Annotated in this window: 24 protein-coding genes; 8 read left to right on the forward strand and 16 right to left on the reverse strand. The window is 69.5% G+C overall.

Annotation, left to right across the window (positions count from 1 at the left end; genetic code table 11):
* Window positions 1-81: 81 nt before the first annotated feature.
* Window positions 82-441, reverse strand: coding sequence for a hypothetical protein (locus LZ017_RS09770; protein WP_241396631.1), 360 nt, complete (start codon window positions 439-441; stop codon window positions 82-84).
* A 127-nt stretch (window positions 442-568) separates the two neighbouring features.
* Here LZ017_RS09770 and LZ017_RS09775 point away from each other — a divergent pair, with 127 nt between their 5' ends.
* Window positions 569-1,585, forward strand: coding sequence for an IS110 family transposase (locus tag LZ017_RS09775; RefSeq protein ID WP_241396632.1), 1,017 nt, complete (start codon window positions 569-571; stop codon window positions 1,583-1,585).
* A 416-nt stretch (window positions 1,586-2,001) separates the two neighbouring features.
* Here LZ017_RS09775 and LZ017_RS09780 read toward each other — a convergent pair whose 3' ends face one another.
* On the reverse strand, window positions 2,002-2,283 hold the full coding sequence (locus tag LZ017_RS09780) for a hypothetical protein (protein ID WP_241396633.1): 282 nt from the start codon (window positions 2,281-2,283) through the stop codon (window positions 2,002-2,004).
* A 234-nt stretch (window positions 2,284-2,517) separates the two neighbouring features.
* On the opposite strand from LZ017_RS09780, the gene LZ017_RS09785 reads away from it, so the two are divergent.
* Together LZ017_RS09785 and LZ017_RS09790 are read left to right on the forward strand one after the other, a co-directional pair.
* A complete protein-coding gene (locus LZ017_RS09785; protein WP_374109906.1) occupies window positions 2,518-3,588 on the forward strand; it encodes an integron integrase in 1,071 nt (356 codons plus the stop codon).
* Between the two features lie 323 nt (window positions 3,589-3,911).
* Entirely contained in the window at window positions 3,912-4,280 is a 369-nt protein-coding gene (locus tag LZ017_RS09790; protein WP_241396635.1) for a DUF1428 domain-containing protein, read from the forward strand.
* Window positions 4,281-4,354: 74 nt separating this feature from the next.
* On the opposite strand, the gene LZ017_RS09795 is transcribed toward LZ017_RS09790, so the two are convergent.
* From LZ017_RS09795 to hemP, 8 genes are all read right to left on the reverse strand, one after another.
* Window positions 4,355-5,722: a DUF2325 domain-containing protein gene (locus tag LZ017_RS09795; RefSeq protein WP_241396636.1), complete on the reverse strand. Its 1,368-nt coding sequence runs from the start codon at window positions 5,720-5,722 to the stop codon at window positions 4,355-4,357.
* Window positions 5,723-5,734: 12 nt separating this feature from the next.
* On the reverse strand, window positions 5,735-6,442 hold the full coding sequence (locus LZ017_RS09800; protein ID WP_241396637.1) for an energy transducer TonB: 708 nt from the start codon (window positions 6,440-6,442) through the stop codon (window positions 5,735-5,737).
* Window positions 6,439-7,311, reverse strand: a complete 873-nt coding sequence (locus LZ017_RS09805) for an ATP-binding cassette domain-containing protein (protein WP_241396638.1) — start codon at window positions 7,309-7,311, stop codon at window positions 6,439-6,441. Before LZ017_RS09805 ends, LZ017_RS09800 begins: the two co-directional genes overlap by 4 nt.
* Window positions 7,311-8,429, reverse strand: coding sequence for an iron ABC transporter permease (locus LZ017_RS09810; RefSeq protein ID WP_241396639.1), 1,119 nt, complete (start codon window positions 8,427-8,429; stop codon window positions 7,311-7,313). The genes LZ017_RS09805 and LZ017_RS09810 overlap by 1 nt, the downstream gene beginning before the upstream one ends.
* A complete protein-coding gene (locus LZ017_RS09815; RefSeq protein ID WP_241396640.1) occupies window positions 8,422-9,294 on the reverse strand; it encodes a hemin ABC transporter substrate-binding protein in 873 nt (290 codons plus the stop codon). The genes LZ017_RS09810 and LZ017_RS09815 overlap by 8 nt, the downstream gene beginning before the upstream one ends.
* Complete coding sequence (locus tag LZ017_RS09820) at window positions 9,288-10,391, reverse strand: hemin-degrading factor (protein ID WP_241396641.1); 1,104 nt, start codon at window positions 10,389-10,391, stop codon at window positions 9,288-9,290. Before LZ017_RS09820 ends, LZ017_RS09815 begins: the two co-directional genes overlap by 7 nt.
* Window positions 10,392-10,410: 19 nt before the next feature.
* A complete protein-coding gene (locus tag LZ017_RS09825; RefSeq protein ID WP_241396642.1) occupies window positions 10,411-12,627 on the reverse strand; it encodes a TonB-dependent hemoglobin/transferrin/lactoferrin family receptor in 2,217 nt (738 codons plus the stop codon).
* A 159-nt stretch (window positions 12,628-12,786) separates the two neighbouring features.
* On the reverse strand, window positions 12,787-13,011 hold the full coding sequence (hemP, locus tag LZ017_RS09830; RefSeq protein WP_241396643.1) for a hemin uptake protein HemP: 225 nt from the start codon (window positions 13,009-13,011) through the stop codon (window positions 12,787-12,789).
* 213 nt (window positions 13,012-13,224) lie between these two features.
* Here hemP and bfr point away from each other — a divergent pair, with 213 nt between their 5' ends.
* Both bfr and LZ017_RS09840 read left to right on the forward strand, forming a co-directional pair.
* Complete coding sequence (bfr, locus tag LZ017_RS09835; RefSeq protein WP_241396644.1) at window positions 13,225-13,701, forward strand: bacterioferritin; 477 nt, start codon at window positions 13,225-13,227, stop codon at window positions 13,699-13,701.
* A gap of 199 nt (window positions 13,702-13,900) precedes the next feature.
* Window positions 13,901-14,116: a bacterioferritin-associated ferredoxin gene (locus LZ017_RS09840; RefSeq protein WP_241396645.1), complete on the forward strand. Its 216-nt coding sequence runs from the start codon at window positions 13,901-13,903 to the stop codon at window positions 14,114-14,116.
* 186 nt (window positions 14,117-14,302) lie between these two features.
* Here LZ017_RS09840 and LZ017_RS09845 read toward each other — a convergent pair whose 3' ends face one another.
* Window positions 14,303-14,653: a hypothetical protein gene (locus tag LZ017_RS09845; protein WP_241396646.1), complete on the reverse strand. Its 351-nt coding sequence runs from the start codon at window positions 14,651-14,653 to the stop codon at window positions 14,303-14,305.
* 231 nt (window positions 14,654-14,884) lie between these two features.
* Here LZ017_RS09845 and LZ017_RS09850 point away from each other — a divergent pair, with 231 nt between their 5' ends.
* The 3 genes from LZ017_RS09850 (at window position 14,885) to LZ017_RS09860 (ending at window position 18,856) form a co-directional block, all read left to right on the forward strand.
* A complete protein-coding gene (locus tag LZ017_RS09850; RefSeq protein ID WP_277604632.1) occupies window positions 14,885-16,552 on the forward strand; it encodes a gamma-glutamyltransferase family protein in 1,668 nt (555 codons plus the stop codon).
* A 326-nt stretch (window positions 16,553-16,878) separates the two neighbouring features.
* Complete coding sequence (locus tag LZ017_RS09855; RefSeq protein WP_241396647.1) at window positions 16,879-18,246, forward strand: MFS transporter; 1,368 nt, start codon at window positions 16,879-16,881, stop codon at window positions 18,244-18,246.
* A 22-nt stretch (window positions 18,247-18,268) separates the two neighbouring features.
* Window positions 18,269-18,856, forward strand: a complete 588-nt coding sequence (locus LZ017_RS09860) for a GNAT family N-acetyltransferase (protein ID WP_241396648.1) — start codon at window positions 18,269-18,271, stop codon at window positions 18,854-18,856.
* Here LZ017_RS09860 and ugpQ read toward each other — a convergent pair.
* From ugpQ to ugpB, 5 genes are read right to left on the reverse strand one after another with little or no spacing between them, the layout of a single operon-like run.
* On the reverse strand, window positions 18,835-19,593 hold the full coding sequence (gene ugpQ, locus LZ017_RS09865) for a glycerophosphodiester phosphodiesterase (RefSeq protein WP_241396649.1): 759 nt from the start codon (window positions 19,591-19,593) through the stop codon (window positions 18,835-18,837). The two genes, LZ017_RS09860 and ugpQ, sit on opposite strands and share 22 nt — an antisense overlap.
* 17 nt (window positions 19,594-19,610) lie before the next feature.
* Window positions 19,611-20,705, reverse strand: coding sequence for a sn-glycerol-3-phosphate import ATP-binding protein UgpC (locus LZ017_RS09870; RefSeq protein ID WP_241396650.1), 1,095 nt, complete (start codon window positions 20,703-20,705; stop codon window positions 19,611-19,613).
* Window positions 20,706-20,712: 7 nt separating this feature from the next.
* Window positions 20,713-21,564 (reverse strand): sn-glycerol-3-phosphate ABC transporter permease UgpE, encoded by an 852-nt coding sequence (ugpE, locus tag LZ017_RS09875; protein WP_241396651.1) that lies wholly within the window; start codon window positions 21,562-21,564, stop codon window positions 20,713-20,715.
* A gap of 1 nt (window position 21,565) precedes the next feature.
* Window positions 21,566-22,453: a sn-glycerol-3-phosphate ABC transporter permease UgpA gene (ugpA, locus tag LZ017_RS09880; protein WP_241396653.1), complete on the reverse strand. Its 888-nt coding sequence runs from the start codon at window positions 22,451-22,453 to the stop codon at window positions 21,566-21,568.
* Window positions 22,454-22,501: 48 nt separating this feature from the next.
* Entirely contained in the window at window positions 22,502-23,806 is a 1,305-nt protein-coding gene (ugpB, locus tag LZ017_RS09885; RefSeq protein WP_241396655.1) for a sn-glycerol-3-phosphate ABC transporter substrate-binding protein UgpB, read from the reverse strand.
* Between the last annotated feature and the right edge of the window lie 316 nt (window positions 23,807-24,122).

Raw genomic sequence — 24,122 nt, forward strand, 5'->3', positions numbered from 1 at the left:
CAATCCGGATCAATCGGGGTCAGGTCTTGCGGGGGACTTCAATGAGACGGTGTTGACGCGGTGGGAAGTCCCTGTAAAGGGTTAGGCGGCGGCATTTGCGGCGACGGCGTTAGCGAAGGCATTTGCCGACGCAATTTCATAGCTGATTTCATTTGAGTCGGTTGGATGGAAGGTGCCGCCAACGACACGCACTAGCAGACTGCCTGGAGTGAACTCAGCAAGCTTTCCATCGGGCTCAAACAGTCGACACACGCCTCTGGCTACTGAGGCCTGAAACATTGCGGGGATAGATGACTCTGGTACTTGCCAGGAGAACTCAATTTTCGGGCTTGCTACCTGCTCGACAACGAGGACGACATGACCGAAGCGACCAATGGGGCCGCTTTGCTTGATAAAGCGACCCTCGGCCTTGACTGGTATCGGAAAGCGCAGTGTGGGCATGACTTTGTGGACGCCTAACGAATGAAAGGGACTTCCCTGTCCCGAACCAGCCGCGTTGCGGCAAACGGCAACCAGGTGTCACGATGGGAAGTGCGGTTTCTCATCTACTCATTCGGAAGGGGAAGTTATGGCCATTCTCTACGCAGGTATCGACCTCGCCAAGAACGTATTTGCCCTGCATGGGGTGAATGAGGCCGGCAAGGCCGAATTGATTCGGCCGGCTGTGCCGCGCGAGAAGCTCCATGCGCTGCTTGCCAGCCTACCGCCTTGCGTGATTGGCATGGAGGCCTGCTCCGGGGCTCACCACTGGGCGCGGCTGTTCCAGTCCTCGGGTCACACCGTTCGGCTGATTGCCCCGAAGTTCGTCACGCCGTATCGCATGACGGGCAGGCGCGGCAAGAACGATGCGGCTGACGCACAGGCCATCTGCGAGGCCATTCAGCGCCCGCACATGCGTTTCGTGCCGATCAAGAACCAGGATCAGCAGTCGCGCCTGATGGTGCACCGCGCTCGCCAGGGATTTGTCGAGCAGCGCACCGCCACGCTCAATCGCATTCGCGGTCTGCTCAGCGAGTTCGGCGTCGTGCTGCCGCTCAAGGCGGCCACCGTGCGCCGCCGCGCTTGCGAGTGCCTGGAGGATCTCCCCGGCTACGCCAACACCGTGATTGGCGACCTGCTCAGCGAAGTCACACGGCTGGACGAACGTGTGGCGCAGTACGACGCCCACATCCAGACCATGGCCAAGGATGACGAGCGTGCCCAGCGGCTGATGCAGTTGGGCGGCGTGGGCCCCACCACCGCCACTTGCCTGCTGGCCATGATCGGCAATGGACACGAGTTCGATTGCGGCCGGCAGTTCGCGGCCTGGCTGGGCCTCACACCGGGCCAATACAGCTCGGGCGGCAAGACGCGGCTGGGGCGCATCACCAAGGCGGGCGACGCCTATCTGCGCAGCCTGCTCGTGCTGGGCGCCAAGGCGTTGCTGGCAGCTGCCAAGAACAAGACGGACGCCACCAGTCGATGGGCGCTGGCCCTGGTCGAGCGGCGTGGCTACTGGCGGGCCGTGGTGGCGATTGCGGCCAAGAACGCACGCATGGCTTGGGCGGTGCTCAGACGCGGTGAGGCATTCACGCTGCCAGCGTGAAGGTGCCGAGTCCGCCAGTTCGCCGAACAGCTACAGGAGTACAGAACCCACCGCCGTGTGACGGCAAGCGTTGATGACAACAGGTTTGGACCTGCGCGGGGCGTAACCGATTAACTCAAGGGCGGCGCAAGACTTGCCGGCTAACGAATGGGTCCCTCGCGTGCGTCCTTCATCAGGGTCCGTGGCATTGAGCGCCACACCAATGACCGTTTGTAGTTTGGCCAGTCCGCACCTTGTTGTTCCCGCCACTACGCGCCGACATCACGGCTGAAGGTCTTGAAGGGAATGCAGATGAACAAATGGCCCGCAAGGCGGGCCATTAGGGATTCGTTTGGCTTGACGGACGGGGAAGCCCTTGTAGTTCGCGGTAAGCGGACAAGCCAGCATAGCTGGCGCAGGTCCGCTTGACCAAAAGGTTATGCATCTGGTGCTGCTCCCTTGAGGATTTCAAAAACCACATCGCCCTCTGGTGCAAAACAGATGAGCTCTCCTTGGTGGTCATCAATGAACAGCCTTGCGCATGCATGACACTGGTACATGACCCGCTTTACCTTGCGAAGCGCGTTCCAAGGGGACTCGCCAGATTCAATTTTCTCCAGCGCTGATTCGTAGGTCTCATCTGGAATCAGATAGGCCTTGTGGCTTTGGTAGTCGGTGTTGTCGTGAATCACTTCACCACAGTGGCAACTGAATTTCATCGGTTGATCTCGGGAGATGCATAACTAGTTATATACCGACAGAAAGTGTCGGATAACACCGGAGGCCGTGCGGTAACGGCTGCGCCATGGCGTGCGTAAGCCGCTGTCCCATCTGTTCTTTCTCCCTGTTGACTGTACTTTCATACAGCACTATTTTTAACGGCAAATGCCGCGCCTGTTACATGTGTCCTGAAGGGTTCGCGCGGCGCCCCCTCAGGAGGAAGGCTGGCCGCAATGTTGCCATCTCTTTCGGGTCCAACCGTCCCCCGGGGAACCCTACGTCCTGCGCCGGTCGTAGACCTTCCACCGCTTCGTTCGGTACGTCTGCTCGATCAGATGCGTGAGCGTTGCCGGCTCGTGCACTACAGCCTGCGCACGGAGCGGGCCTATGTTCACTGGGCTCGTGCGTTCATCCGCTTTCATCAGCTCAAGCATCCCGCCGAGATGGGTGGGCCCGAGGTCGAAGCGTTCTTGACCCACCTGGCGTCTGAGCGCCAGCTGTCGCCGTCCAGTCACCGCCAGGCGCTGTCGGCCCTGCTCTTCCTGTACGGCAAGGTGCTGGGTCATCAGCTGCCTTGGATGAAGGACATTGGTCGGCCGGTGCCGAAGCCGCGCCTGCCGGTGGTGCTGAGCCGTGATGAGGTCCAGGCAATCTTGGCGGCGATGTCTGGCGTCCATCGGCTATTGGTCGAGTTGCTGTATGGCACGGGCATGCGCATCTCGGAAGCGCTGGGTCTGCGAGTGAAGGACGTGGATTTCGGCCACCGGGCCATCTATGTCCGCAAGGGTAAGGGCGGCAAGGACCGGGTGGTGATGTTGCCGCAGTCTTTGCTCCCTGCCCTGAGGGGGCAGTTGGGCGAATGCCGGCAGGTCTGGGCCGCCGCTGTTGCGCAAGGCCAAGCCGGCGTGGAGATGCCGTATGCCTTGGAGCGGAAGTACCCGCGCGCCGGCGTCAGCTGGGCTTGGTTCTGGGTCTTTCCGCAGGATCACCACTCCACCGACCCGCGCAGCGGCGTCGTGCGCCGGCATCCTCTCTATGATGAGACGTTTCAGCGAGCATTCAAGCGGGCCGTGCAGACTGCCGGCATCACCAAGCCTGCCACGCCGCATACCCTGCGGCACAGTTTCGCGACGCACCTGCTTCAGGCCGGCAGCGACATCCGCACGGTGCAAGAACTTCTGGGCCATGCCGATGTGGCGACGACCATGATCTATACCCCTGTACTCAGGGCGGGAGGTAGCGCCGTGCGCAGCCCTTTGGACTCATTGGCCGGCAGTGAGACACCCCAAAGCGGCCGTTGGTGAACTTCCGCAACCAGCCTCAACCCGCCACCGGCCCCCGGCCGACGATGCCGCATCGAAGGCGGCCGCTCTTGGGCTGGCCCGCAGGCGCCGGCGAAGAACCCGTTTGATCTGCCGGGCGCCATGGGCCTGATCTGATGTCCTATCCAGTTGTTGTTGATCGGCAAATCAATGGGCATTCGTGGCGGCGTTACTCCCGTACCGCCGCAGAGCACAGCTCTCCGGTCATGGACGCGATGTCGATTGGGCACCCCGCCGTTCGTCGATGAAGCACGAGGCGCCCTCCGGCGGGCGCGTCGGTTGGTCAACTGACGAGGAGTGAAGACATGTCCTACATCGATGGTTTCGTGATCCCGGTTCCCACCGCCAACAAGCAGAAATTTATCGAGCATGCGCGGCAGTTCGATGCGATGTTCATCGAGCTGGGCGCCTTGCGTGTGATCGAAGGCTGGGGCGACGACGTGCCCGACGGCAAGCTCACCGATTTCCGCCGAGCGGTTCAGGCGACGGCCGAGGAGACGGTGGCTTTTTCGTGGGTCGAATGGCCGGACAAGGCCACGCGCGACGCCGCCATGAAGAAGATGATGGAAGACCCGCGCATGGATCCGTCCACCCCCGGCAACCTGCCGATGCCGTTCGACGGCAAACGCATGATCTTCGGCGGGTTCGAACCGGTGGTCGAAGTGAAGGCTTGAGCGGCGTAGGCCTGACCGCCCCGCCCAAGGCGCGCCACGCGTCGCGCGGGGCGGCGCGTGGCCGCCGCCGTGGCTCAGGCTTGCTGCCCTTGCCGAAGGCCTGAGATCTCCACGTCTTCCCCCTGGCCCAGGGCCCCGAGCGCGCGCCGCAGGCCGCTGGCGCTGGGCGACTCCAGGTACAGGCATTTCTTGCCGTGGCGCTTGCAGTGGTCCTTCACGCGCCAGTAGGCGTCGTGGCTGATGCAGCCGGTCTGGCAGATCACCAGGTCGGCGGCGGCCAGGCTGGCGTCGAGCTTGGCCACGGCGTCTTCCTCGCCGCCGTCGTGGTGCAGGAAGCGCCCGCCGGTGCGTTCGATCAGCTGGCGGTAGATGGGCACGACGGCCGGGCGGCCGCCGACGCAGAGCACGGCGCGCTCGTCCAGCGAGGGCAGCGGGGCCGATTCGGCGCCGGCGCCCTCGGCGGCGGGCAGCCTGGCGGCGAGCTGCGCGCGCAGGGCCTGGGCCTCGTCGGCCAGGCGTTGCTCGGCCAGGCGGGCGCGTTCGGCCTGCTGCTGCGCGGCGAGCAGAGATCGTTCCAGTTGGTGGATGCGCTGCTGCTGCGACTGCAGCTCGCGCGCCTGCTCGTGGCGATGGCGCAGGCCCGGCAGGCTGGTCTCCAGCTGCTGCAGCTCGTCGCGCAGGCCGGCGATCAGGGTGTCGCGGCCCATCAGCTCGCCGCGCAGGCGCAGGGTCTCGGCCTGGGCGCGCTCCAGTTCGCGGGCGCGCTGGGCCAGCAGCTGGGTGCTGCGCGCCTGCGCCTGGGCCAGTTCGCGGCCCAGCACGGCGTTCTCGTCCTGCAGTGCGTCCAGGCGCTGCAGGTCGGCGCGGTTGGCGGCGCCGACCTGGTGCTGCAGCATGTGGATGTCGCGCAGCACGCGCTCCTGCAGCGCGGCGTCGCAGCGCGCATGGGTCAGCGTGCCCCACAGCGCGCCGGCGACGTCGTTGCCCTGCAGCGCGGCGTTCCACCAGCGCGTCAGGGCCTCGGCGGTCTTGTGCTGGCCGGACTGGCGCAGCGCCATCGCGTAGCGCTGGTCCAGCTCGCGCTGCAGCAGCTCGGCGATGCTGCCGCGGCGGCCGCATTCGTTGATCGCGCCGCAGTGCAGTTCGTAGTCGTTGGCCAGTGCCTCGCCGCCCAGGGCCTTGCCCAGACGCCTGCGCAGCACCGGCATGGGCAGGCAGACCCCGATCACCGGGCACAGGGCCTGGGCCGGCAGCTCCCACAACCGGCGCCGGCGCGAGCCGCGCGAGGCCGGCCGCTCGGGCGGGGTGGCCTGCGGCACGGCGGGCGCGGCTTCGGCGGCGGGCTCCAGCAGCGGCGAGAACAGCGGGCGGGGCGCGGCGTACGCCGCGGAGGCGCCGGGGAGGGCGAGGCCGTCACCCGAGAGCTTGGGTTGATCGCACATTGGGGGGGCTCCTCAGTGAAGGGCGGGGGAGTTCATCGCGGAAGAAGGCGTGCGCTGCAGCGCGAAGCGCACCGGGATCTCGACCCAGCTGGCCAGGCGTTGCTCGCCGCGCCGCGCGGGGAGGTAGGGGCAGGCGCGGGCCACTTCGCGCGCCGCTTCGTCCAGCAGCCGCCAGCCGCTGCCGCCGAGCACCAGGACTTCGGCGGCCTGGCCCAGCTCGTCGACCTTGACGCGCAGCAGTACGCGGCCCTCGATGCCGCGTTCGCGCAGCAGCGCGGGGTAGTGGCGGGCGGTCTGGCGTTCGCTGCACAGACGATGTTCGGGCGGAAGCAGGACCGGTTCCTCGGCCGCTGCGGCGGTGGCGGCTTGGACGGCCTGGGCGATCGGGCTGGCGCGCGGCGCGGCGGCGACGGGCGCTGGCGCGGTCAGCGCGATGGTCGGCGCGGCGGCGGCGGCAAGGGCGGGCGGCGCCATGGCGTCGGCCCATGTGGGCAGCGGCAGCGGCTCGGGGTGGGGCGGCCGCGGGGGCGGGCTCCGGTCCGCCACGGCGGGTTCCGGCCGCGGGCGCAACAGCGGCTGGGCGGGCTTCTCGGCCTGCAGCAGGCGCAGCGCGACGCCCTGGCGCAAGGGTTCGCGCGAGGGCATGGCGTGCCGCTGCCAGGCCAGGGCCAGCAGCAGGCCGTGCAGCAGGGCCACCAGGGCCAGCACGCCGGGTTTCATGCGTCGTCTCGCTGTAGAGGCGGGGCCAGCGGGCGGCCCCTGGGGCCGGACGCCGGGCCGTTCCAGGCCGGTCCGCGCGCCGGCTCGCGGGCGAGGCCGGCCTGGGTCGGGGCCCGCCCCCGCGGCAGCACCGCGAAGCCTTGCTCGTCGTGCAGCAGGCGCAGTGGCAGCTCGTACAGCTGTTCCAGCAGCGGCAGCACCGCGGGCAGCGGCGCGCAATCGGCGAGCAGCCGGCCTTCGCGCAGCAGCCACAGGCGGTCGAAGCCATTCAGCGCGGCATTGAGGTCGTGCAGCACGGCGATCAGCGCATGCCCGCGTTCCTGCGCGAAGGCGCTCATCGCGTCCATCAGTGCCAGGCTCAGGCCCGGGTCCAGCGCCGCCAACGGCTCGTCGACCAGCAGCAGCCCGTCACGCGTGTCCCAGGCCTGCGCAAACACGCGCGCCAGCTGCACGCGCGCCTGTTCGCCGCCGGACAGGGTGTCGAAGCGCCGGCCCAGCAGATGCTCGGCATGCGCCTGGGCCAGGGCCTGGCGCACGATGCGCGACTGGGGCTCGTCGTCGGCTCGCGCGACCCGGCCCAGCGCGACCACCAGTTCCACTGGCAGGCCGAAGGCCACGCCATGCTGCTGCGGCAGTACCGCGCGCCGGCGCGCCAGCGCCGCGCTGGTCCAGCGCCGCAGCGGCAGTTCGTCCAGCAAGACCTGACCCTGCTGCGGCGCCAGTTCGCCGCTGAGCAGGCGCAGCAGCGTGGACTTGCCGGCACCGCTGGGGCCCAGGATGGCGACGCGTTCCCCGGCCCGCACCGTCAGGCTCAGGGGGCCCAGGTGCAGCCGCCCCTGGGTCTGGCGGATCTGTTCCAGCGTCAGCATCAGGCACTCCCCAGGCGGCGCACCGCGCCGCGCAGCAGCACGAGGAACCAGGGTGCCCCGATCAGCGCGCTGAACACGCCCACCGGGATCTCGGCCGGCGCGGCGAGCGTGCGCGCCAGCGTGTCGGCCAGCACCAGCAGCAGGGCTCCGGCCAGCATGGCCTGGGGCAGCAGCCGGCGCAGGTCGGCGCCGGCGAGCTGGCGGGCCAGATGCGGCGCCATCAGGCCGATGAAGCCGATGCTGCCGCACCAGGCCACCGCCAGTGCGCTGAGCGCGGCGACGATGGCCACCGCGCGCAGCCGCAGGCCCTGCACCGGCACGCCCACATGCGCGGCCACCGCCTCGCCCAGCGCCAGCGCATTGAGCTGCGGAGCCAGCCGCCAGGCCAGCGGGCCCGCCAGCAGCAGCGCCGCGCCCATGGTGAGCGCCATGGGCCAGCCAGCGCCGGCCAGCGAACCCAGGGTCCAGAAATTGATCGCGCGCAGTTGTTCGTCGTTGGCGAGGAAGCTGCACAGCCCGACGACCGCGAAGCTCAGCGCCTGCAGCGCCAGCCCGCACAGCAGCAGGGCGGCGATCGAGCCCGGCGCCAGCCAGCGCGACAGTCGCTCCAGCAGCGCGCACACCAGCAGCGCGCCGGCAAAGCCCACCAGCGGCAGCAGCCACAGGCGCAGCGGCGCGGGCAGGGCCAGCTGCACGCCGGCGAACAGGGTCAGGCACAGCGCCACCGCGGCGGCGGCGCCGCTGGTCACGCCCAGCAGCGCGGGCTCCGCCATGGGGTTGCGGAACAAGGCCTGCGACAGCGCCCCGGCCAGCCCCAGCGCCGCGCCCACGCAGGCGGCCAGCAGCACGCGCGGCAGGCGCAGCTGCCACAGTACATGGGCGCCGCCGCCCTTGGGCGCCTCGCTCCACGGCGGGTTCAGCCAGTCCGCGACGTCGATGGCCACCGGGCCCCACTGGACCACCAGCGCCATGGCCAGCAGCAGGGCCGGCAGCAGCCACCAGGCCTTGGCCGCGGTGAACGCGGCGGGCCCGCCGCGCGAGGCTTCGCGCGGCAGGGGGAGCCCGCTGGGCTCGCCCGACCAGGCCAGGCCGTGGCCGCGGGGCTTGACCTCAGCCATAGAGCTTCTCGGCCAGCCGGCCCAGGGCCTGCGGCAGACGCGGCCCGAAGCCCAGCAACTCCATGGCCTCCAGCGCGACGATGCGGCGCGCCTGTCCCGCGGGCGTCTGTGCCAGGCCGGGCAGGCGCAGCAGACCGGCCTCGCCGCCGGCGGCCTCCAACCCCTGCTGGGTGGCCAGGATCACGTCCGGCGCGGCGGCGATCGCGGCTTCGGGCGTCAGCGCCTTGTAGCCGCGCGTCTCGCCCAGCGCGTTCAGCGCGCCGGCGTAGCGGATCATCGCGTCGGCCGCCGTGTCCCCGCCGGCGATGCGCAGCTGGTTCATGCCATGGGCCATCACGAAGAGCACGCGCGGCGAGCCCTTCGCACCCCGGGCGCCCGCCGCGCCGCGCAGGGTGGCCACCTGCTGCTGCGCGGCCGTCCAGCGGCTCTGCAGGCGCTGCTCCAGGGCCTGGGCCGCGGCGCGGCGGTCCAGCAGCTCGCCCAGGCGGCGGTTGCGCTCCAGCAGGCCTTCGAAGCGATGCTCGGCGCGCAGCACATGCAGCGGTACGCGCGCCTGCTCCAGCTGGCGCAGCACCATGGGCGGGCCCGCTTCCTCGGTGGCGACGATCAGCGTGGGCGCGAGCGAGAGCAGGCCTTCGGCGGACAGTGTGCGCGCATAGCCGACGTTGGGCAGCTTCTGCGCCAGCGCGGGATGCAGCGAGGTGCTGTCCACGCCGACCAGCAGCGGTTCGGCCCCCAGTTCGTAGATCAGCTCGGTCAGCGCGCCGCCGATGCTGACGACGCGCGGCGCGGCGTTGGCGGCGCGGGCGCGGGTGCTCAGCAGCGGCAGCGCCAGCGCGGGGAGCAGCCGGCGGCGGCTCAGCATGGCAGGCCCCCGGCCGGTCGGGACTGGCCGTCCGCCAGGCTTTCCAGCAGCGTGCGCCAGTCGCAGCGCTCGGCCTGGCCGGGCTTGCGCTCGCCGAACATCATCGCGATGGTGCGGCCCTGGGCATCGAACAGCTCCAGCGAGCACACCAGGCCGTCCACCGTGGGCTTGCGCACCAGCCAGGCGCTGGCGATGTGGTCCTCGCGCAGGTGCAGGTTGAAGCCCGGGTCCAGCACATTGATCCACGGGCCGCTCACCGCCACCTTCTGCACCGGGCCGCTGTGGATCTGGATCATGCCGGGGTTGCCGACGAAGACCATGATGGACACGCGCTCCTGCGCCGCGCGGCTGAGCAGCTCGTGCGCGCTGGCCACCGGCAGCGGCTGCGCGAAGCTTGGGTCCGCCAGGCGCAGCGCCTGCGTGCGCGAAACGCCATGGCGCTTCAACAGGCCGAAGAAATCATGCGTGTCGCGCAGCGAGGCCCAGTCGCGGCGCAGCGCGGCGGCGTCGATGTCCGCGTCGGGCCGCTCGGCCGGCTCTTCCCAGGCGCGGCCGGGCTGCCAGTCCTGCAGCGCGTCGTCGTCCTGGAAGCGCTGCACCAGGGCCTCGTAGGCGTCGGCGTCGCTGCCCGGGCGCAGGAAGATCTTGTGGATGGCCTGGCCCGCGGCGTCGAAGAACTGCAGGCTGCGCTGCAGCGCGCCGTCGGCGAGTCGTTCGCTGACGGCGAAGCCCACCGACCAGTGGCTGTAGAACACGCGCAGGTCGATCTCGCCGGCCAGCACCAGGCCCACCAGGCGCTGCGGGCCCTGGGCGCTGACGTGGCGGTAGACGCCCACCTTCTCGTGCACGCAGGACTCGTTGCGGGTCAGCGCCATCAGCTCGCCCAGCGGTTCCAGTGCGGCGATCAGGTCCTGCCAGGCGGGCCGCAGCGGCCGCGCGCGCAGCGGCGACTCGGTTTCGCCGAAGGCGCCGACATGGGCGGCCAGCAGTTCGGCTTCAGACACGGCCAGGCTTTGCGCGATGTCGCGGTGGCGGGCCTTGCGTTCGCGGCGGGCCGTGCTGAAGGCCTGGCGCAGCTGGGTGTGGCGTGCTTGCATGGGGGCTCCTCCTCGGGGATCAGAATTCGGCGCGCAGGCTGACGCGCAGCGCGCGGCCGGGGGCGGTGAAGGCGGCGAGCACCGGGCTGTCGGCGCTCACGCCGCGCACGTCGCTCCAGCGCCAATAGGTCTTGTCGGTCAGGTTGGTGATCCAGGCGCTCAGGCTCAGCGACTGGCTCAGCTGCACACCGCCGCCGACGTCGATCACGTCATAGCCCGGCGGCGCGTAGTAGCTGGGGTCGCTGACCTGCGAGGCCTTCTTGGCCGCGCTGTGCTGCAGGCTGGCCTGCAGGTGCCAGTGGCTCTGCTCGTAGCGCGCGCTCAGGCTGGCGGTCAGCGGCTGCACGGTGTCCAGCGGGGTGTCGACACCGTTCTGGCGGCTGTGCCCGCGCGCGCTGGCCACCGCGGCACTGAGGCTGAGGCCCCGCGTGGCCTGCCACCAGGCGCGCGCTTCGACGCCGCGGATGCGCGCGTCGGTCAGGTTGATGTACTGGAACACCATGGGATCTTTGGGCCGGCCGCTGCCGCGGATCACCTGCTGCTTGATGAAGTCCTGGTAGCGGTTGTCGTAGGCGCTGAGCTGCCAGCGCAGCGTGTCGGCGATGCGCCCGCGCAGGCCCAGTTCCCAGCTGTTGGCGCGCTCGGGCTTCAGGTCGGGGTTGCCGATGCTGATGTAGCCGTGGGCCTCGTTGGAGAAGCCGTTGTTGACCTGGTCCGGCGTGGGCGCGCGGAAGCCGCGTGCCCATTGCAGGTAGGGCTGGAGGCTTTCGCTGGCGCGCCAGACCAGGCCCATGCGGGGCGTCACCGCCTGGTCGGACAGCGACACCACCGTGCCGTTGTAGCCCGCGCTGCTGGGCGAGAGCTTGTAGTGGTCGAAGCGCAGCGCCGGGATCAGGCTGAGGCTGCCGGTCTCGATCTCGCTCTGCACGAAGGCACCGGCCAGGGTGTAGCGGGTGTCGGGGAAGGGCTTGCTGGGGAAGGCCTCGCCGCCCGGCTCAAGGCTGCCGTCGCGCAGCGCGCGCAAGGTGTTGCGGCTCAGGTCCAGGCCGTAGCTGAGTCGCTGGCTGCTCAGCTGGGTCTGGCCCAGGCTGGACAGGCCCACCACGCGCTCGCGGTAGCGGCCATCGCGGACGCGGTCGGAGGCGGTGTTGCGGTCTTCGAAGGAGTGCTGGCGCGTCTCGCTGTCCTGCACGTAGAGCGTGGTCTGTGCCTTCTGCAGCCAGGTCGCGTTCAGGTCTTCGTAGTCGTGGCGCAGTGAGACGCGCCGGCGCTCCAGCTTGTCTCGCGCCTGCAGGGCCAGCACCGAGCTGGCCGTGCTTGCGGTGCGTGCGCGGGCGCTGAGCACGTCGGAGTCCGTCTTGCGCTCGTGCAGGTCCAGCGTGGCCTCCAATCGATGCGTGGCCAGCGGGCGCCAGCCCAGCTTGGCAAGCAGGCTGTGGCTGCGGATGTCGGCCGGATTGGGCGCCGTGCGGTCGCTGTTGGGGGCCTTGTTGTCGCCCTGGTTGCCCATCTCGTGGCCGCGCAGCACGGAGGCCTGCAGCAGCGCGTCCCAGCGGCCGGCGGCGCCGTCCGGCCCGTTGGCAAAGGCCAGCGCGGTGCTGGCCTGGCGCGAGTCGTCCACGCTCGCGGCGCTCAGCAGGCCGTAGCCGGCGAAGGTCTTGCCATTCTTCAGCAGGTCCTGGGCGGACAGGGTGCGCAGGCTCAGCGCGCCGGCGAGGCCGTCGCTGCCGTACTGGGCCGACGCGGGGCCGCGTAGCACCTCGGCGCTGGCCAGACCGTCCAGGCCCACGTGGTCGGCGCGGCCGCTTGCGAAGGGGCCGAAGGCGAAGCTTTGCGGCAGACGGATGCCGTCCACCATCATCAGCACCTGGTTGCCTTCCAGCCCGCGGATGTTGATGCCCTCATTGCCGGCGCGGCCCGATGAGCCCACCGTGGCGCCGAAGCGCGGCGTGCTGGCGCGCACGGCCAGGTCCACCTCGTCCTTCAGCAGCTCCTTCAGGTCGCGCGCATCGCGGCGCTCCAGCGCCTTGCGGCCGTAGACGCTGACGGTGTTGGGCACGGCGTCGGTGGCGCGCTCGGTGCGGGTGGCGGAAACGGTCAGCTCGGCGAGCTGGGGCGCGGCCGAGGCCGCGTTGGCCGGAGCCGCGGGGGCGGTGGGCGCGGTGGATGCGGTTTGGGCCTGGACGCCGAAGGCGAAGGCAAGGGCAAGCGCGACGGGTGTCTGGCGCAGCAGCATGGTGCAGAGGTCCTTGAGGGATCTGGCACGGGCTGGCGCGGCGGCTGGCTGGTGCGGTGGCGGGCCTGGTTCGTCAGGTCCCGGGATGACAGCGAAGGAATGGAGAAGCGGGGCCGGCGCCTGGGCAGTGCCCAGCGGGCCGTGGCCGAGGGCGGGCGTTTACTTGGTGAGGATCAGCTTGCCCAGCGAGGTCACGCGCAGGCGGTACAGCTGGCCGGCATGCTCGATTTCGATCTCGCGGTCCTGGCCGAGCAGGGTCTGGCTGTTCCAGCGGCGCCGCAGGCCGGGCGCGACATCCTTGCCCACGATGGGCCGGCAAGGGGCGGCATCCAGCGCGGGTGCGAGCGCGGCGCTGGACAGGGGTGGGGTGTGGGTGGCGTTCATGCCATCATCTTAAATGCGAACCATTCGCAATAGCAATAGGGCATGACGGGCATCAAGCCTTGGAGGAGGGAACCCGCGATGCGGGTCCTTCGGCCGGGAGGGCGAACGCGCCTGGGAATGCTTCGCATGCAGAGCGCTGCCATCGGGTCTTGCTCCAACTCAAGCGTGGGCGAAGACAATGGGCGCCTGTACCCAACCATCAGGAGAACAACAATGAAGGGCGACGCCAAGGTCATCGAGTACCTCAATGCGCAGTTGAAGAACGAGCTCACCGCGATCAACCAGTACTTCCTGCATTACCGCATGCTGAAGAACTGGGGCTTCGAGCGCCTGGCCAAGCACGAGTACGAGGAATCGATCGAAGAAATGAAGCACGCCGACAAGCTGATGGACCGCATCCTGATGCTGGAAGGCCTGCCCAACCTGCAGGACCTGGGCAAGCTCTACATCGGCGAGAACGCCGTCGAGGTGCTGCACTGCGACCTGAAGATCGAGATGGGCTCGCACCCGCTGCTGAAAGAAGCCATCGCCTACTGCGAGAGCGTGCGCGACTACGTTTCGCGCGAGGTGCTGGAGGACATCCTCTCCGACACCGAAGAGCACATCGACCACCTCGAAACGCAGATCGAGCTGGTGGCCCAGTTGGGCGAACAGAACTGGCTGCAGAGCCAGGTCGGCAGCGAGAGCTGACCTGTCCCGCCGGGGGCGGGCGGATGCCGGGCCTCTTGAGGCGCAGGGCCGGTCCTCGGGCCAAGAGGACCGCCGCCAGGCAGCCTCCAACAGCAATAGGCCTGGGGTTTGTGGGGTTGGGTTACGCAATTGCGATCTATTCGCGTTTGCGTTAGCATCCCGGTCATGCCGCATGGAACGCGGCGTGCAGCCCCTCGCCATGATTCTCTGTCTCTGCCATCGAGTTTCGGACCGCGACATCCGCCGGCATGTCGAGCAGGGCATTTCCAATTTCGACGTGCTGCAGGACGAGACCCGCGTGGCTTCGGCCTGCGGTGCCTGCCATGACTGCGCGCGCGAATGCTTCGAGGCCACCCTGCAGGCCTGCGAAAGCCAGGCCCGCACCGTGATCGCGATCGCGCCGGTCGCGGCCTGACGCGCCAGCGCCGGCGGCGTCTTGCAGACGCCTTTCTTTCTCTCTCCTCGATGTCTTGCCGCCAAAAAAAATACAGCCACCCAAGAGGTGGCTGCAGCCCTGTCGCATCACGCACTGGGTGATGCCCGCCGGGCCGGCGTACTGCCGGGGAGCCTCGCGGCCGTCGTGACCGCGAGGCTAAAGTCCTTACTGCTTGACCGGGGCGGCCTTTTCGGTGGCCTTGTCCGCGGTCTTCTCGGCCGCCTTCTCGGCGCCAGCCTTGGCCTCGTGCTTGGCATGCTTGGCGTGCTTGGTGTGGTGCTTGGCCTCGGTCTTGGCTTCCATCTTGGCCTCGGTCTTCATGGTGTCGGCCTTGGCTTCCGCCTTGACCGCCGGGGTGGCGGGCGTGGCGGCCACCGCGGGCGTGGCCGGCGTCGCGGGAGCGGCAGCGGTGGCCTTGGCCGGAGCCGCCGGGGTGGTGGCGGGCGCCTGTGCCATCACGGAGGCGCTCAGGGCCAGCATCAGGGCGGAAATGGCGGTGGTCTTCAGGGCTTTCATCTGGGTCACTCCAGGTTGATGAACAAGGTGCTTCCACAACGCCTTGGGCGGTGGGCTGTTGACCTCGACCGGCTGCTCTTGCAAAGCGTTACCCCTGCAGCACTTGGCGACCAAGAAGTGCCGTCGAGCATGCCGAGGCTGTCAACCGGACGAGCTCCTGCTGCGTACGCGCGCGATGCGCGGGCGGACACGGGTGAATGCCCAGCGACGTTTGCGCGGCGCTGAGGCAAGATGCCCGCCGCCGAGGCCCGTGCCTCGGGCTTCGAGGAGTCCTCCATGAGCCATGCCTTCGACTGGAACAGCCGCTACCCCAGCGAGCGCAGCCCGGTGTTCGCGCGCAACATCGTGTCGACCTCGCATCCGCTGGCGGCGCAGGCCGGGCTGCGCATCCTGGCCCAGGGCGGCAATGCGGTCGACGCGGCCATTGCCGCGGCGGCCTGCATGACCATCGTCGAGCCCTGCAGCAACGGCCTGGGCTCCGATGCCTTCGCGATCGTCTGGGACGGCAAGGCGCTGCAGGGCCTGAATGCCTCCGGCCCTTCGCCGCTGGCCTGGACACCGGCCTACATCGAACGACAACATGGCGCCGGCACGGCCATGCCGCGGCGCGGCTGGGGCGCGGTGACGGTGCCCGGTGCCGTGGCCGGCTGGGTGGCGCTGAGCGATCGCCTGGGCCGGCTGCCCTTCGCCGACCTGCTGGCGCCGGCCATCGAGATCGCCGAGCGCGGCTATGCGGTGCCGCTGCAGATGCAGGCCAAATGGGCGCTGGCGGCGGGGCAGCAGGATCTCGTGTCGCAGCCCGGCTTTGCCCAGGCCTTTCTGCCGCGCGGCCGGGCGCCCGAGGTGGGCGAGCTGTTCCGCTTCCCGGATGCGGCCCGTGCGCTGCGCCTGATCGCGCAGACGCGCGGCGAGGCCTTCTACCGCGGCGAGATCGCCGAGGCCATGGCCGCGTTCGCGCGCCAGACCGGCGGGGCACTGACGGTCGAGGACCTCGCCGCCTACCGTCCCGAGTGGGTCCAGACCCTGGCCCAGGTGCATGCCGGCCACCAGCTGCACGAGATCCCGCCCAATGGCCAGGGCATCGCCGCGCAGATCGCGCTGGGCATCCTCAACCATTTCGACCTCGCGGCGCTGCCGGTCGACGGGCTGGCGTCCACGCATCTGCAGATCGAGGCGATGAAGCTGGCCTTCGCCGACGTCTATCGCCATGTGGCCGATCCGCGCGCGATGCGCGTGCAGGCCGCCGAGTTGCTGGACCCGGACTACCTGGCGCGGCGCGCCCGCCTGATCGACATGAAGAAGGCGCAGGATTTCCAGGCCGGCAATCCCGTGCGCGGCGGCACCATCTACCTCAGCGCCGCCGACGAGGACGGCCTGATGGTCAGCTTCATCCAGAGCAACTACATGGGCTTCGGCTCCGGCCTGGTCGTGCCGGGCTATGGCGTGTCGCTGCAGAACCGGGGCCATGGCTTCAGCCGCGAGCACGGCCATGTCAACGAGGTGGGGCCGGGCAAGAAGCCCTTCCACACCATCATCCCGGCCTTCCTGATGAAGGACGGTGCCCCGCAGATGAGCTTTGGCGTGATGGGCGGGCATATGCAGCCCCAGGGCCATCTGCAGACCCTGGTGCGCATGCTGGACCATCGTCAGCAGCCGCAGGCCGCCTGCGACGCGCCGCGCTGGCGCTTCAACGAGGGGCTGTCGGTCAACGTCGAGCGCCACATGCCGGCCGCCACGGTGGCCGGGCTGGCCGAGCTGGGCCATCGCATCGTCGGGCAGGACGACCCCACGCTGGACTTCGGCGCCGGGCAGTTCATCTGGCGCCTGGGTGACCCTGGCGTGGAGGGCTATGTCGCGGCCAGCGACCCGCGCCGCGACGGATTGGCTGCGGGCTGGTAGCCGGCGTCTGCGCCGTGCGCTCGCGCCACAGCCAGGACGGATCGCACTTGTGGCGCCGGGGGGCAGGCTGCTAGCATGGTCCCACACCTTCAGCCGGAACCCGCCATGACCAAGCTGCTCGACCGCACCAGACCCAACGCCTTGGCGTGGGCTGGCGTGCGTCCGCAGCCGCATGGCCTCGCGCGACGACCCTAGGACCGTCGCCGGTCCTGCTGCGGCGGCTCCCTCCTCGCCGCCTTCGCGCCCCGCATGCCCGGTCTTCCGGGCTTCACAGGTCTTTCTGACGACATGCCTTCGCGGGCATGTCCTGGTTTCCGGAGTTCACCATGTTTGCCAGAACCTCGGGTCGGCCCCCGTCGCGTCCTCTTGCCGACCGTCTGCTGGATCTTCTCGGTCTGCCCGTCGGCGACCTGCTGCGCGATCTCGTCTATCGCCGGCTCTGGACCTCCATCCTGATCAGCTCGCTGGGCGGGCAGATCACCATGCTGGCGCTGCCGCTGACGGCGGCGGTGCTGCTGCACGCCAGCCCGACGCAGATGGGCTGGCTCACCGCGATGGAGATCCTGCCCTTCGTGCTGTTCTCGCTGCCGGGCGGCGTCTGGCTGGACCGCGTGCGCAAGCTGCCCGTCTATGTGGTCGGCGAGGCGACGCTGGCGCTGGCGGTGGCCAGCGTGCCGGTCGCGGCCTGGGCCGGCTGGCTGAGCATGGGATGGCTCTATGTCGTGGGCTTCGTGCTGGGCACGGTGTACACCATCTCGGGCAGCGCGGCGCAGATCGTGCTGACCCAGGTGGTCAGCCGCGACCGCCTGGTGGAGGCGCATGCGAAGAACGCGCTCGCATCCTCGGGCGCCGAGGTGGCCGGGCCAGGCGTGGCCGGCGCGTTGATCAAGGTGGTGGGCGCGCCGCTGGCGCTGGCGGTGGACGCGCTGCTGCTGCTGATTTCCGCGGCCATTCTGCGCGGCGTGAAGGTCAGCGAGGCCCTGCATGTCCACCCGGAGGCCGACTTCTGGCGCGACCTGAAGGCCGGCGTGGCCTTCGTGCGCGGCAAGAAGCTGTTGGTGAGCCTGGCCTGCGCGGTGGGCGGCTGGCAGATGTTCAACAACGCCGCGCAGGTGGTGCAGATCCTGTTCGCCACGCGGGTGCTGAAGCTGTCGGCGCAGAGCGTGGGGCTGTCCTATATCGCGCTGGGCGCGGGCACGGTGCTGGCCAGCATGCTGGGCCACCGCATCAGCCGCCGCATCGGGCCGGGGCCCGCGCTGGTGGCAGGTCTTGCCACCTGCGGCCTGGGCTGGAGCGTGCTGGCGCTGGCGCCGGCCAATGGCTGGGGCGTGGCCGCGTTCGCGTTCACGCTGTTCGCGTTCGGCGTCGGGGCGGTGTTCATCTTCATCAACTTCCTGGCGCTGCGCCAGGCGGTCACGCCGGTGCCGCTGCTGGGGCGCATGACCAGCACCATGCGCTGGCTGATCCTGATCCCCGCCGGCCCGGGAGCCCTGATCGGCGGCTGGCTGGGCGAGCATGTGAGCCTGCGCGCGGCGCTGGGCTTTGCCGGCGTGGGCGCGCTGTGCGTGGCGGCGCTGGCCTGGCAGCTGCGCACCCTGCGCCTGCTGCGCGAGCTGCCCAAGGTGGACGAGGAAGAGCCGGCGCTGGGCGCCGAGGCGCAACCGGGCGTGCCGCTGGGCGGCGCCGCGCCATGAACCGAGGAATGGGAAGCCTGCCATGAGCTTGAGCCAGATCGACCCCCTGCTGATCGAGGTGCCTGAGTGCCTGGAGGGCGAGCGGATCCTGCTGACCATGCCGCGCGCCGGCGATGGCCTGGCGCTGAATGCCGCGGTCTGCGAATCGCTGGACGAGCTGCGCCCCTGGATGCCCTGGGCCCAGGAGCGCCCCACGGTGGAGCAGTCCGAGGCGCATGTCCGGCGCATGCAGGGCCGCTTCATCCTGCGCGAGGACCTCTGCTATTCCATCTGGTCGCGCCGGGCGGATGGCGGTCGCGATCAGCTGCTGGGCGGCACCGGCCTGCACCGCTTCGACTGGGGCCTGCGGCGCTTCGAGATCGGCTACTGGATACGCCGCAGCGCCCAGGGGCGGGGCCATGTGCGCGAGGCGGTGGGGCTGCTCACCCGCCTGGCCTTCGGGCCGCTGCGCGCGCAGCGGGTGGAGATCCGCATGGAGGCCGGCAACGCGCGCAGCCGCGCGGTGGCCGAGGCCTGCGGCTTCGCGCTGGAGGGCGTGCTGCGCCACGCGGTGCCGGGCGTGGACGGCGCACCGCGCGATGCCTGCGTCTACGCGCGCGTGTCCGGCTGAGCCGCGGGGCTGAAGCGGTCCACCGCGTCGGTGATGATGCCGTCGACGCCGTTGCCGATCAGCCATTGCGCGCTGGCGGGGTCGTTCACTGTGTAGACCAGGGCCTTCAGGCCCTGCGCATGCAGCTGTTCGACGAGGTCACGCTCCATCAGCGCATAGTGGGTCACCACGGCCACGCAGCCCAGCGCCCGCGCCTCGGCCAGCCAGTCCGGGCGCAGTCGATCCAGCAGCAGCGCGCGCGGGATGTCCGGCGCGGCGTCGCGCGCGCCGGCCAGCGACGCGGGCTGGAAGGAGCTGAACAGCGGCCGCAAGCCGCTGTCCGCCCACAGCGCGCGGCTCGCGAGCGCCACCGCGGCGCCGGTGGTCTGCTCCTGGCCCGGCGTGGGCTTGAGCTCGATGTTCAGCGCGAAGCGGTTGGCGATGCAGTAGCGCGCGATCGCATCCAGGCTGGGCAGCGGTTCGCCGGCATAGGCGCGGCTGTGCCAGGCGCCCGCGTCCAGGCGGGAGAGCTCGTGCCAGTCGCGCTCGCCGGCCAGGCCGCGCTGCGGCGTCGTGCGCTCCAGCGTGCTGTCGTGCAGCAGGAAGGGCTGGCCGTCGGCGGACAGCTTCACATCGCACTCGAAGGCGCGGTAACCATGGCGGGCACCTTCGCGAAAGGCCGCCAGCGTGTTCTCCGGCGCCAGCTTGCCGGCGCCGCGGTGGGCGATCCAGAAGGGCAGGGGCCAGGGCTGCGTCATGGCTATCTCCGTTGGCGTCAGGCCAGGCGCAGGCCGGTCTGCGCGTCGAACCAGTGCAGATGCCCGGGCCGCGGCTGCAGGCGCAGCACGTCGCCCGCGACCGGCGCGGCCAGCGTGGCGTCGATGCGCAGCGTGAAGGCGCCGCCGCCGATGCGGCCATAGACCAGGCGTTCGGCGCCCAGCATCTCCACCACCTCCACCGTCAGCGCCCAGTCGCCATCGGCCTGCGCGCCGCTGCTCAGGTCGTGGCCCAGATGCTCGGGCCGCAGGCCCAGAATCACCGGCACCCCCTGGGGCACGGCGGCCGGCGGTGGCGCAGGCAGGTCCAGCGGGATGCCGTCGACCTCGAACCGCGCTCCCCGCACTTGACCCTTGACCAGGTTCATTGCCGGCGAGCCGATGAAACTCGCGACAAAGGTGGTGGCCGGGCGGCCATAGACCTCGTCGGGCGTGCCCATCTGTTCGATGCGGCCGCCGTTCATCACGATGATGCGCTGGGCCAGGGTCATGGCCTCGACCTGGTCGTGGGTGACGAACAGCGAGGTCACGCCCAGCTCGCGGTGCAGCTTCTGGATCTCCAGGCGCGTCTGCACGCGCAGCTTGGCGTCCAGGTTGGACAACGGCTCGTCGAACAGGAAGACCTGCGGGTCGCGCACGATGGCGCGGCCCATCGCGACGCGCTGGCGCTGGCCGCCGGAGAGTTCGCGCGGCTTGCGCTGCAGCAGCTGGCCCAGCTCCAGGATGCGCGCCGCCTTGTCCACGCGCGCGCGGATCTGTTCGGGCGGCAGCTTGCGCAGCTTGAGGCCGTAGGCCATGTTCTCGAACACGCTCATGTGCGGGTAGAGCGCGTAGTTCTGGAAGACCATCGCGATGTCGCGGTCGGCCGGTTCCACGTCGTTCACCACGCGGTCGCCGATCGCGATCTCTCCGCCGCTGATCTCTTCCAGCCCCGCGACCATGCGCAGCAGCGTGGACTTGCCGCAGCCCGAGGGGCCGACGATGACGACGAACTCGCCATCGCGGATCTCGGCGTCGACGCCGTGGATCACGAGGTTGGACTTGGCCCCTTGGCCATAGCGCTTGACGACCTTGCGTAGGGAAATGCTTGCCATGGCTTGTCTATTTTTCGGAGTCGACCAGGCCCTTGACGAACCAGCGCTGCATCAGGATCACGACCAGCGCCGGCGGGATCATCGCCAGCAGCGCGGTGGCCATGACGATGTTCCATTCGTTGGCGGCATCGCCGCCGCTGATCATGCGCTTGATGCCGATGACCACCGGGTACATGCGCTCGTCGGTCGTGACCAGCAGCGGCCAGAGGTACTGGTTCCAGCCGTAGATGAACTGGATCACGAAGAGCGCCGCGATCGAGGTGCTGGACAGCGGCAGCAGCACGTCCTTGAAGAAGCGCATGGGCCCGGCGCCGTCGATGCGCGCGGCCTCCACCAACTCGTCGGGCACGGTGAGGAAGAACTGGCGGAATAGAAAGGTCGCGGTGGCCGACGCGATCAGCGGCACGGTGAGCCCGGCATAGCTGTTGAGCAGGTGCAGGTCCGCCACCACCTGGTAGGTCGGGCCGATGCGCACCTCCACTGGCAGCATCAGCGTGATGAAGATGGCCCAGAAGAAGGCCTGGCGCAGCGGAAAGCGGAAGTACACGATCGCGAAGGCCGACAGCAGCGAGATCGCGATCTTGCCCACCGCGATGGCCAGCGCGCAGACCAGGCTGACCCACATCATCTGCCCCACCGGCGCCTTGGAGCCGGCGCTGCCCTCGTGGCCCAGCAGCGCGCCGCGCAGGTTGTCCAGCAGATGCGAGCCCGGGGTCAGCGGCATCGGCGCCTGCACGATGGCGTCCGCCGTGTGCGTGGACGCCACGAAGGTGATGTACAGCGGGAACGCGACGATCAGCACGCCCAGCACCAGGATCAGGTGCGACAGCAGCGTCAGCGCCGGACGACGTTCAACCATCTCAGTAATTGACCTTTTTCTCGACGAAGCGGAACTGCAGCACCGTGAGCGCGACCACGATGACCATCAGCACCACGCTCTGCGCCGCCGAGCCGCCCAGGTCCATGGCCTTGAAGCCGTCGTAGTAGACCTTGTAGACCAGGATGGCGGTGTCCTTGCCCGGACCGCCCTGGGTGGCCGCGTCGATGATGCCGAAGGTGTCGAAGAAGGCGTAGACGATGTTGATCACCAGCAGGAAGAAGCTGGTCGGCGACAGCAGCGGGAAGGTGATGGTCCAGAAGCGCCGCCAGGGGCCGGCGCCGTCGATCGCGGCCGCCTCGATCAGCGACTTGGGGATGGACTGCAGCCCGGCGAGGAAGAACAGGAAGTTGTACGAAATCTGCTTCCACACCGCCGCCATCACCACCAGCGCCATCGCATGGTTGGCGTTGAGCAGGTGGTTCCAGTCGAAGCCCAGCGCCTGCAGGCCGTAGGCGACGATGCCGATGGACGGCGCGAACATGAACAGCCACAGCACGCCGGCGATCGCCGGCGCCACGGCATAGGGCCAGATCAGCAGGGTCTTGTAGACCGACGCGCCGCGCACGACGCGGTTGGCCAGCGTGGCCAGCAGCAGCGACAACGCCAGCCCCAGCACCGCCACCAGCAGCGAGAACACCGCGGTGGTCCGGAACGAGGCCAGGTAGCTGTCGTCGGCGAAGAGCTGGCGGAAGTTCTGCAGCCCCACCCATTCGGTGGACAGGCCGAACGCGTCCTGCTGCTGCATGGACTGCAGCAGCGCCTGGCCCGCCGGCCAGAAGAAGAACACGGCGATCACCAGCGCCTGCGGCGCCAGCAGCAGCCAGGGCAGCCCGCGCGAGCGGAACAGGACACGCTTTTGTTGGGACATGGGGCAGCAGAGGGATGGCTGCGCGCAGGGCCGGGGGCCCCGCGCGGATCAGAGCTTGGCTGACTTCTGGAAGCGCTCCAGCTGCTCGTTGCCGCGCTGGATCGCGCTGGCCAGCCCTTCCTTGGCCGACTTGCGGCCGGCCCAGACCTGCTCCATCTCCTCATCGACGATGGTGCGGATCTGCACGAAGTTGCCCAGGCGCACGCCGCGCGACTTGTCGGTGGTCTTGCGGATCATCTGCGTCACCGCGACGTCGGTGCCCGGGTTGCTCTTGTAGAAGCCGCTTTTCTCGGTCAGCTCATAGGCCGCCTTGGTCACCGGCAGGTAACCGGTGCGCTTGTGGCTTTCGGAGGCCACCTCGGGCCGCGACAGGTACTGCAGGAAGGCGGCCACGCCCTTGTACTCGGCCGGCTTCTTGCCCGCCATCACCCACAGGCTGGCGCCACCGATCACGGTGTTTTGCGGCGCGCCGGGCACGTCGGGGTAATAGGGCAGCGGCGCGATGCCGGAGGCGAACTTCGCGTTCTTCTTGATGTTGGCGTAGAGCCCGGAGGACCCGGTCAGCATCGCGCATTCACCGGAATAGAAGGTGGCGTCGGCGGTGTTGCCGCGGCCCTTGTAGACGAACAGGCCCTGCTTGGCCATGTTGGCCAGGTTCTCGATGTGGCGCACATGCAGCGGCGTGTTGAACGCCAGCCGGGTGTCCAGGCCGCCGAAGCCGTTGTTCTTCGTCGCGTACTCGACGTTGTGCCAGGCCGAGAAGCTCTCCAGCTGCGTCCAGCTGACCCAGGTGGTGGTGAACGGGCACTTGTGGCCGGCCGCCTTGAGCTTGGCCGCCGCCGCGGCCACCTCGGGCCAGGAGGCCGGCGGCTTGTTCGGGTCCAGCCCGGCGGCCTTGAACGCGTCCTTGTTGTAGTGGAAGACGGTGGTGGAGCTGTTGAACGGGAAGCTCAGCATCTGCCCGTTCGGCGCCGTGTAATAGCCGGCCACCGCGGGCACATAGGCCGACGGGTCGAAGGCCGCGCCGGCCTCCTTCATCACCTCGGCCACCGGCTTGACCGCGCCCTTGCTGGCCATCATGGTGGCGGTGCCGACCTCGAAGACCTGCAGCAGGTGTGGCGCGTTGCCGGCGCGGAAGGCGGCGATCGCCGCCGTCATCGACTCGTCGTAGCTGCCTTTGTAGGTCGGGACGATGCGGACGTCTTTCTGGCTGGCGTTGAAGTCCCGGGCCAGGTCGTTCACCCAGTCGCCCAGGGCGCCGCCCATGGAATGCCACCACTGGATCTCGGTCTGGGCCTGGACCTGGGAGCCGGCCATCAGCAGGGCCGTGGCGGCGAGGATACGCAGTTTCATGTTTGGGGTCTCCTGTCATGCACCGTCCGGCGACCCGCCACGCCATGCCGTCATGAGCAGGCGCGCGGCCCCGGGGCTGCGGGCAGCGTATCGATTCATTGTGACATCGGCCCTGGGCCGTGGGGCTTGCGCCAACTCAGGCTTATCCCCCATGGCCGGGGCGCGCGGATTCGTTGTGCGGGATGGATTCCGGCGCTGGGAAAAGGCCCCGGAGCGAAAGAGTGGGCGGCCCCTGGGTTAGGATTCCCGCATTGCAGCATCGGGACCGGTCGCCATCGCGGCCCGACCGGGCGCCGCCGGTCCTTCGCGGCCGGGC

This window comes from Pelomonas sp. CA6 (assembly GCF_022549225.1).
Lineage (GTDB): Bacteria > Pseudomonadota > Gammaproteobacteria > Burkholderiales > Burkholderiaceae_C > Roseateles.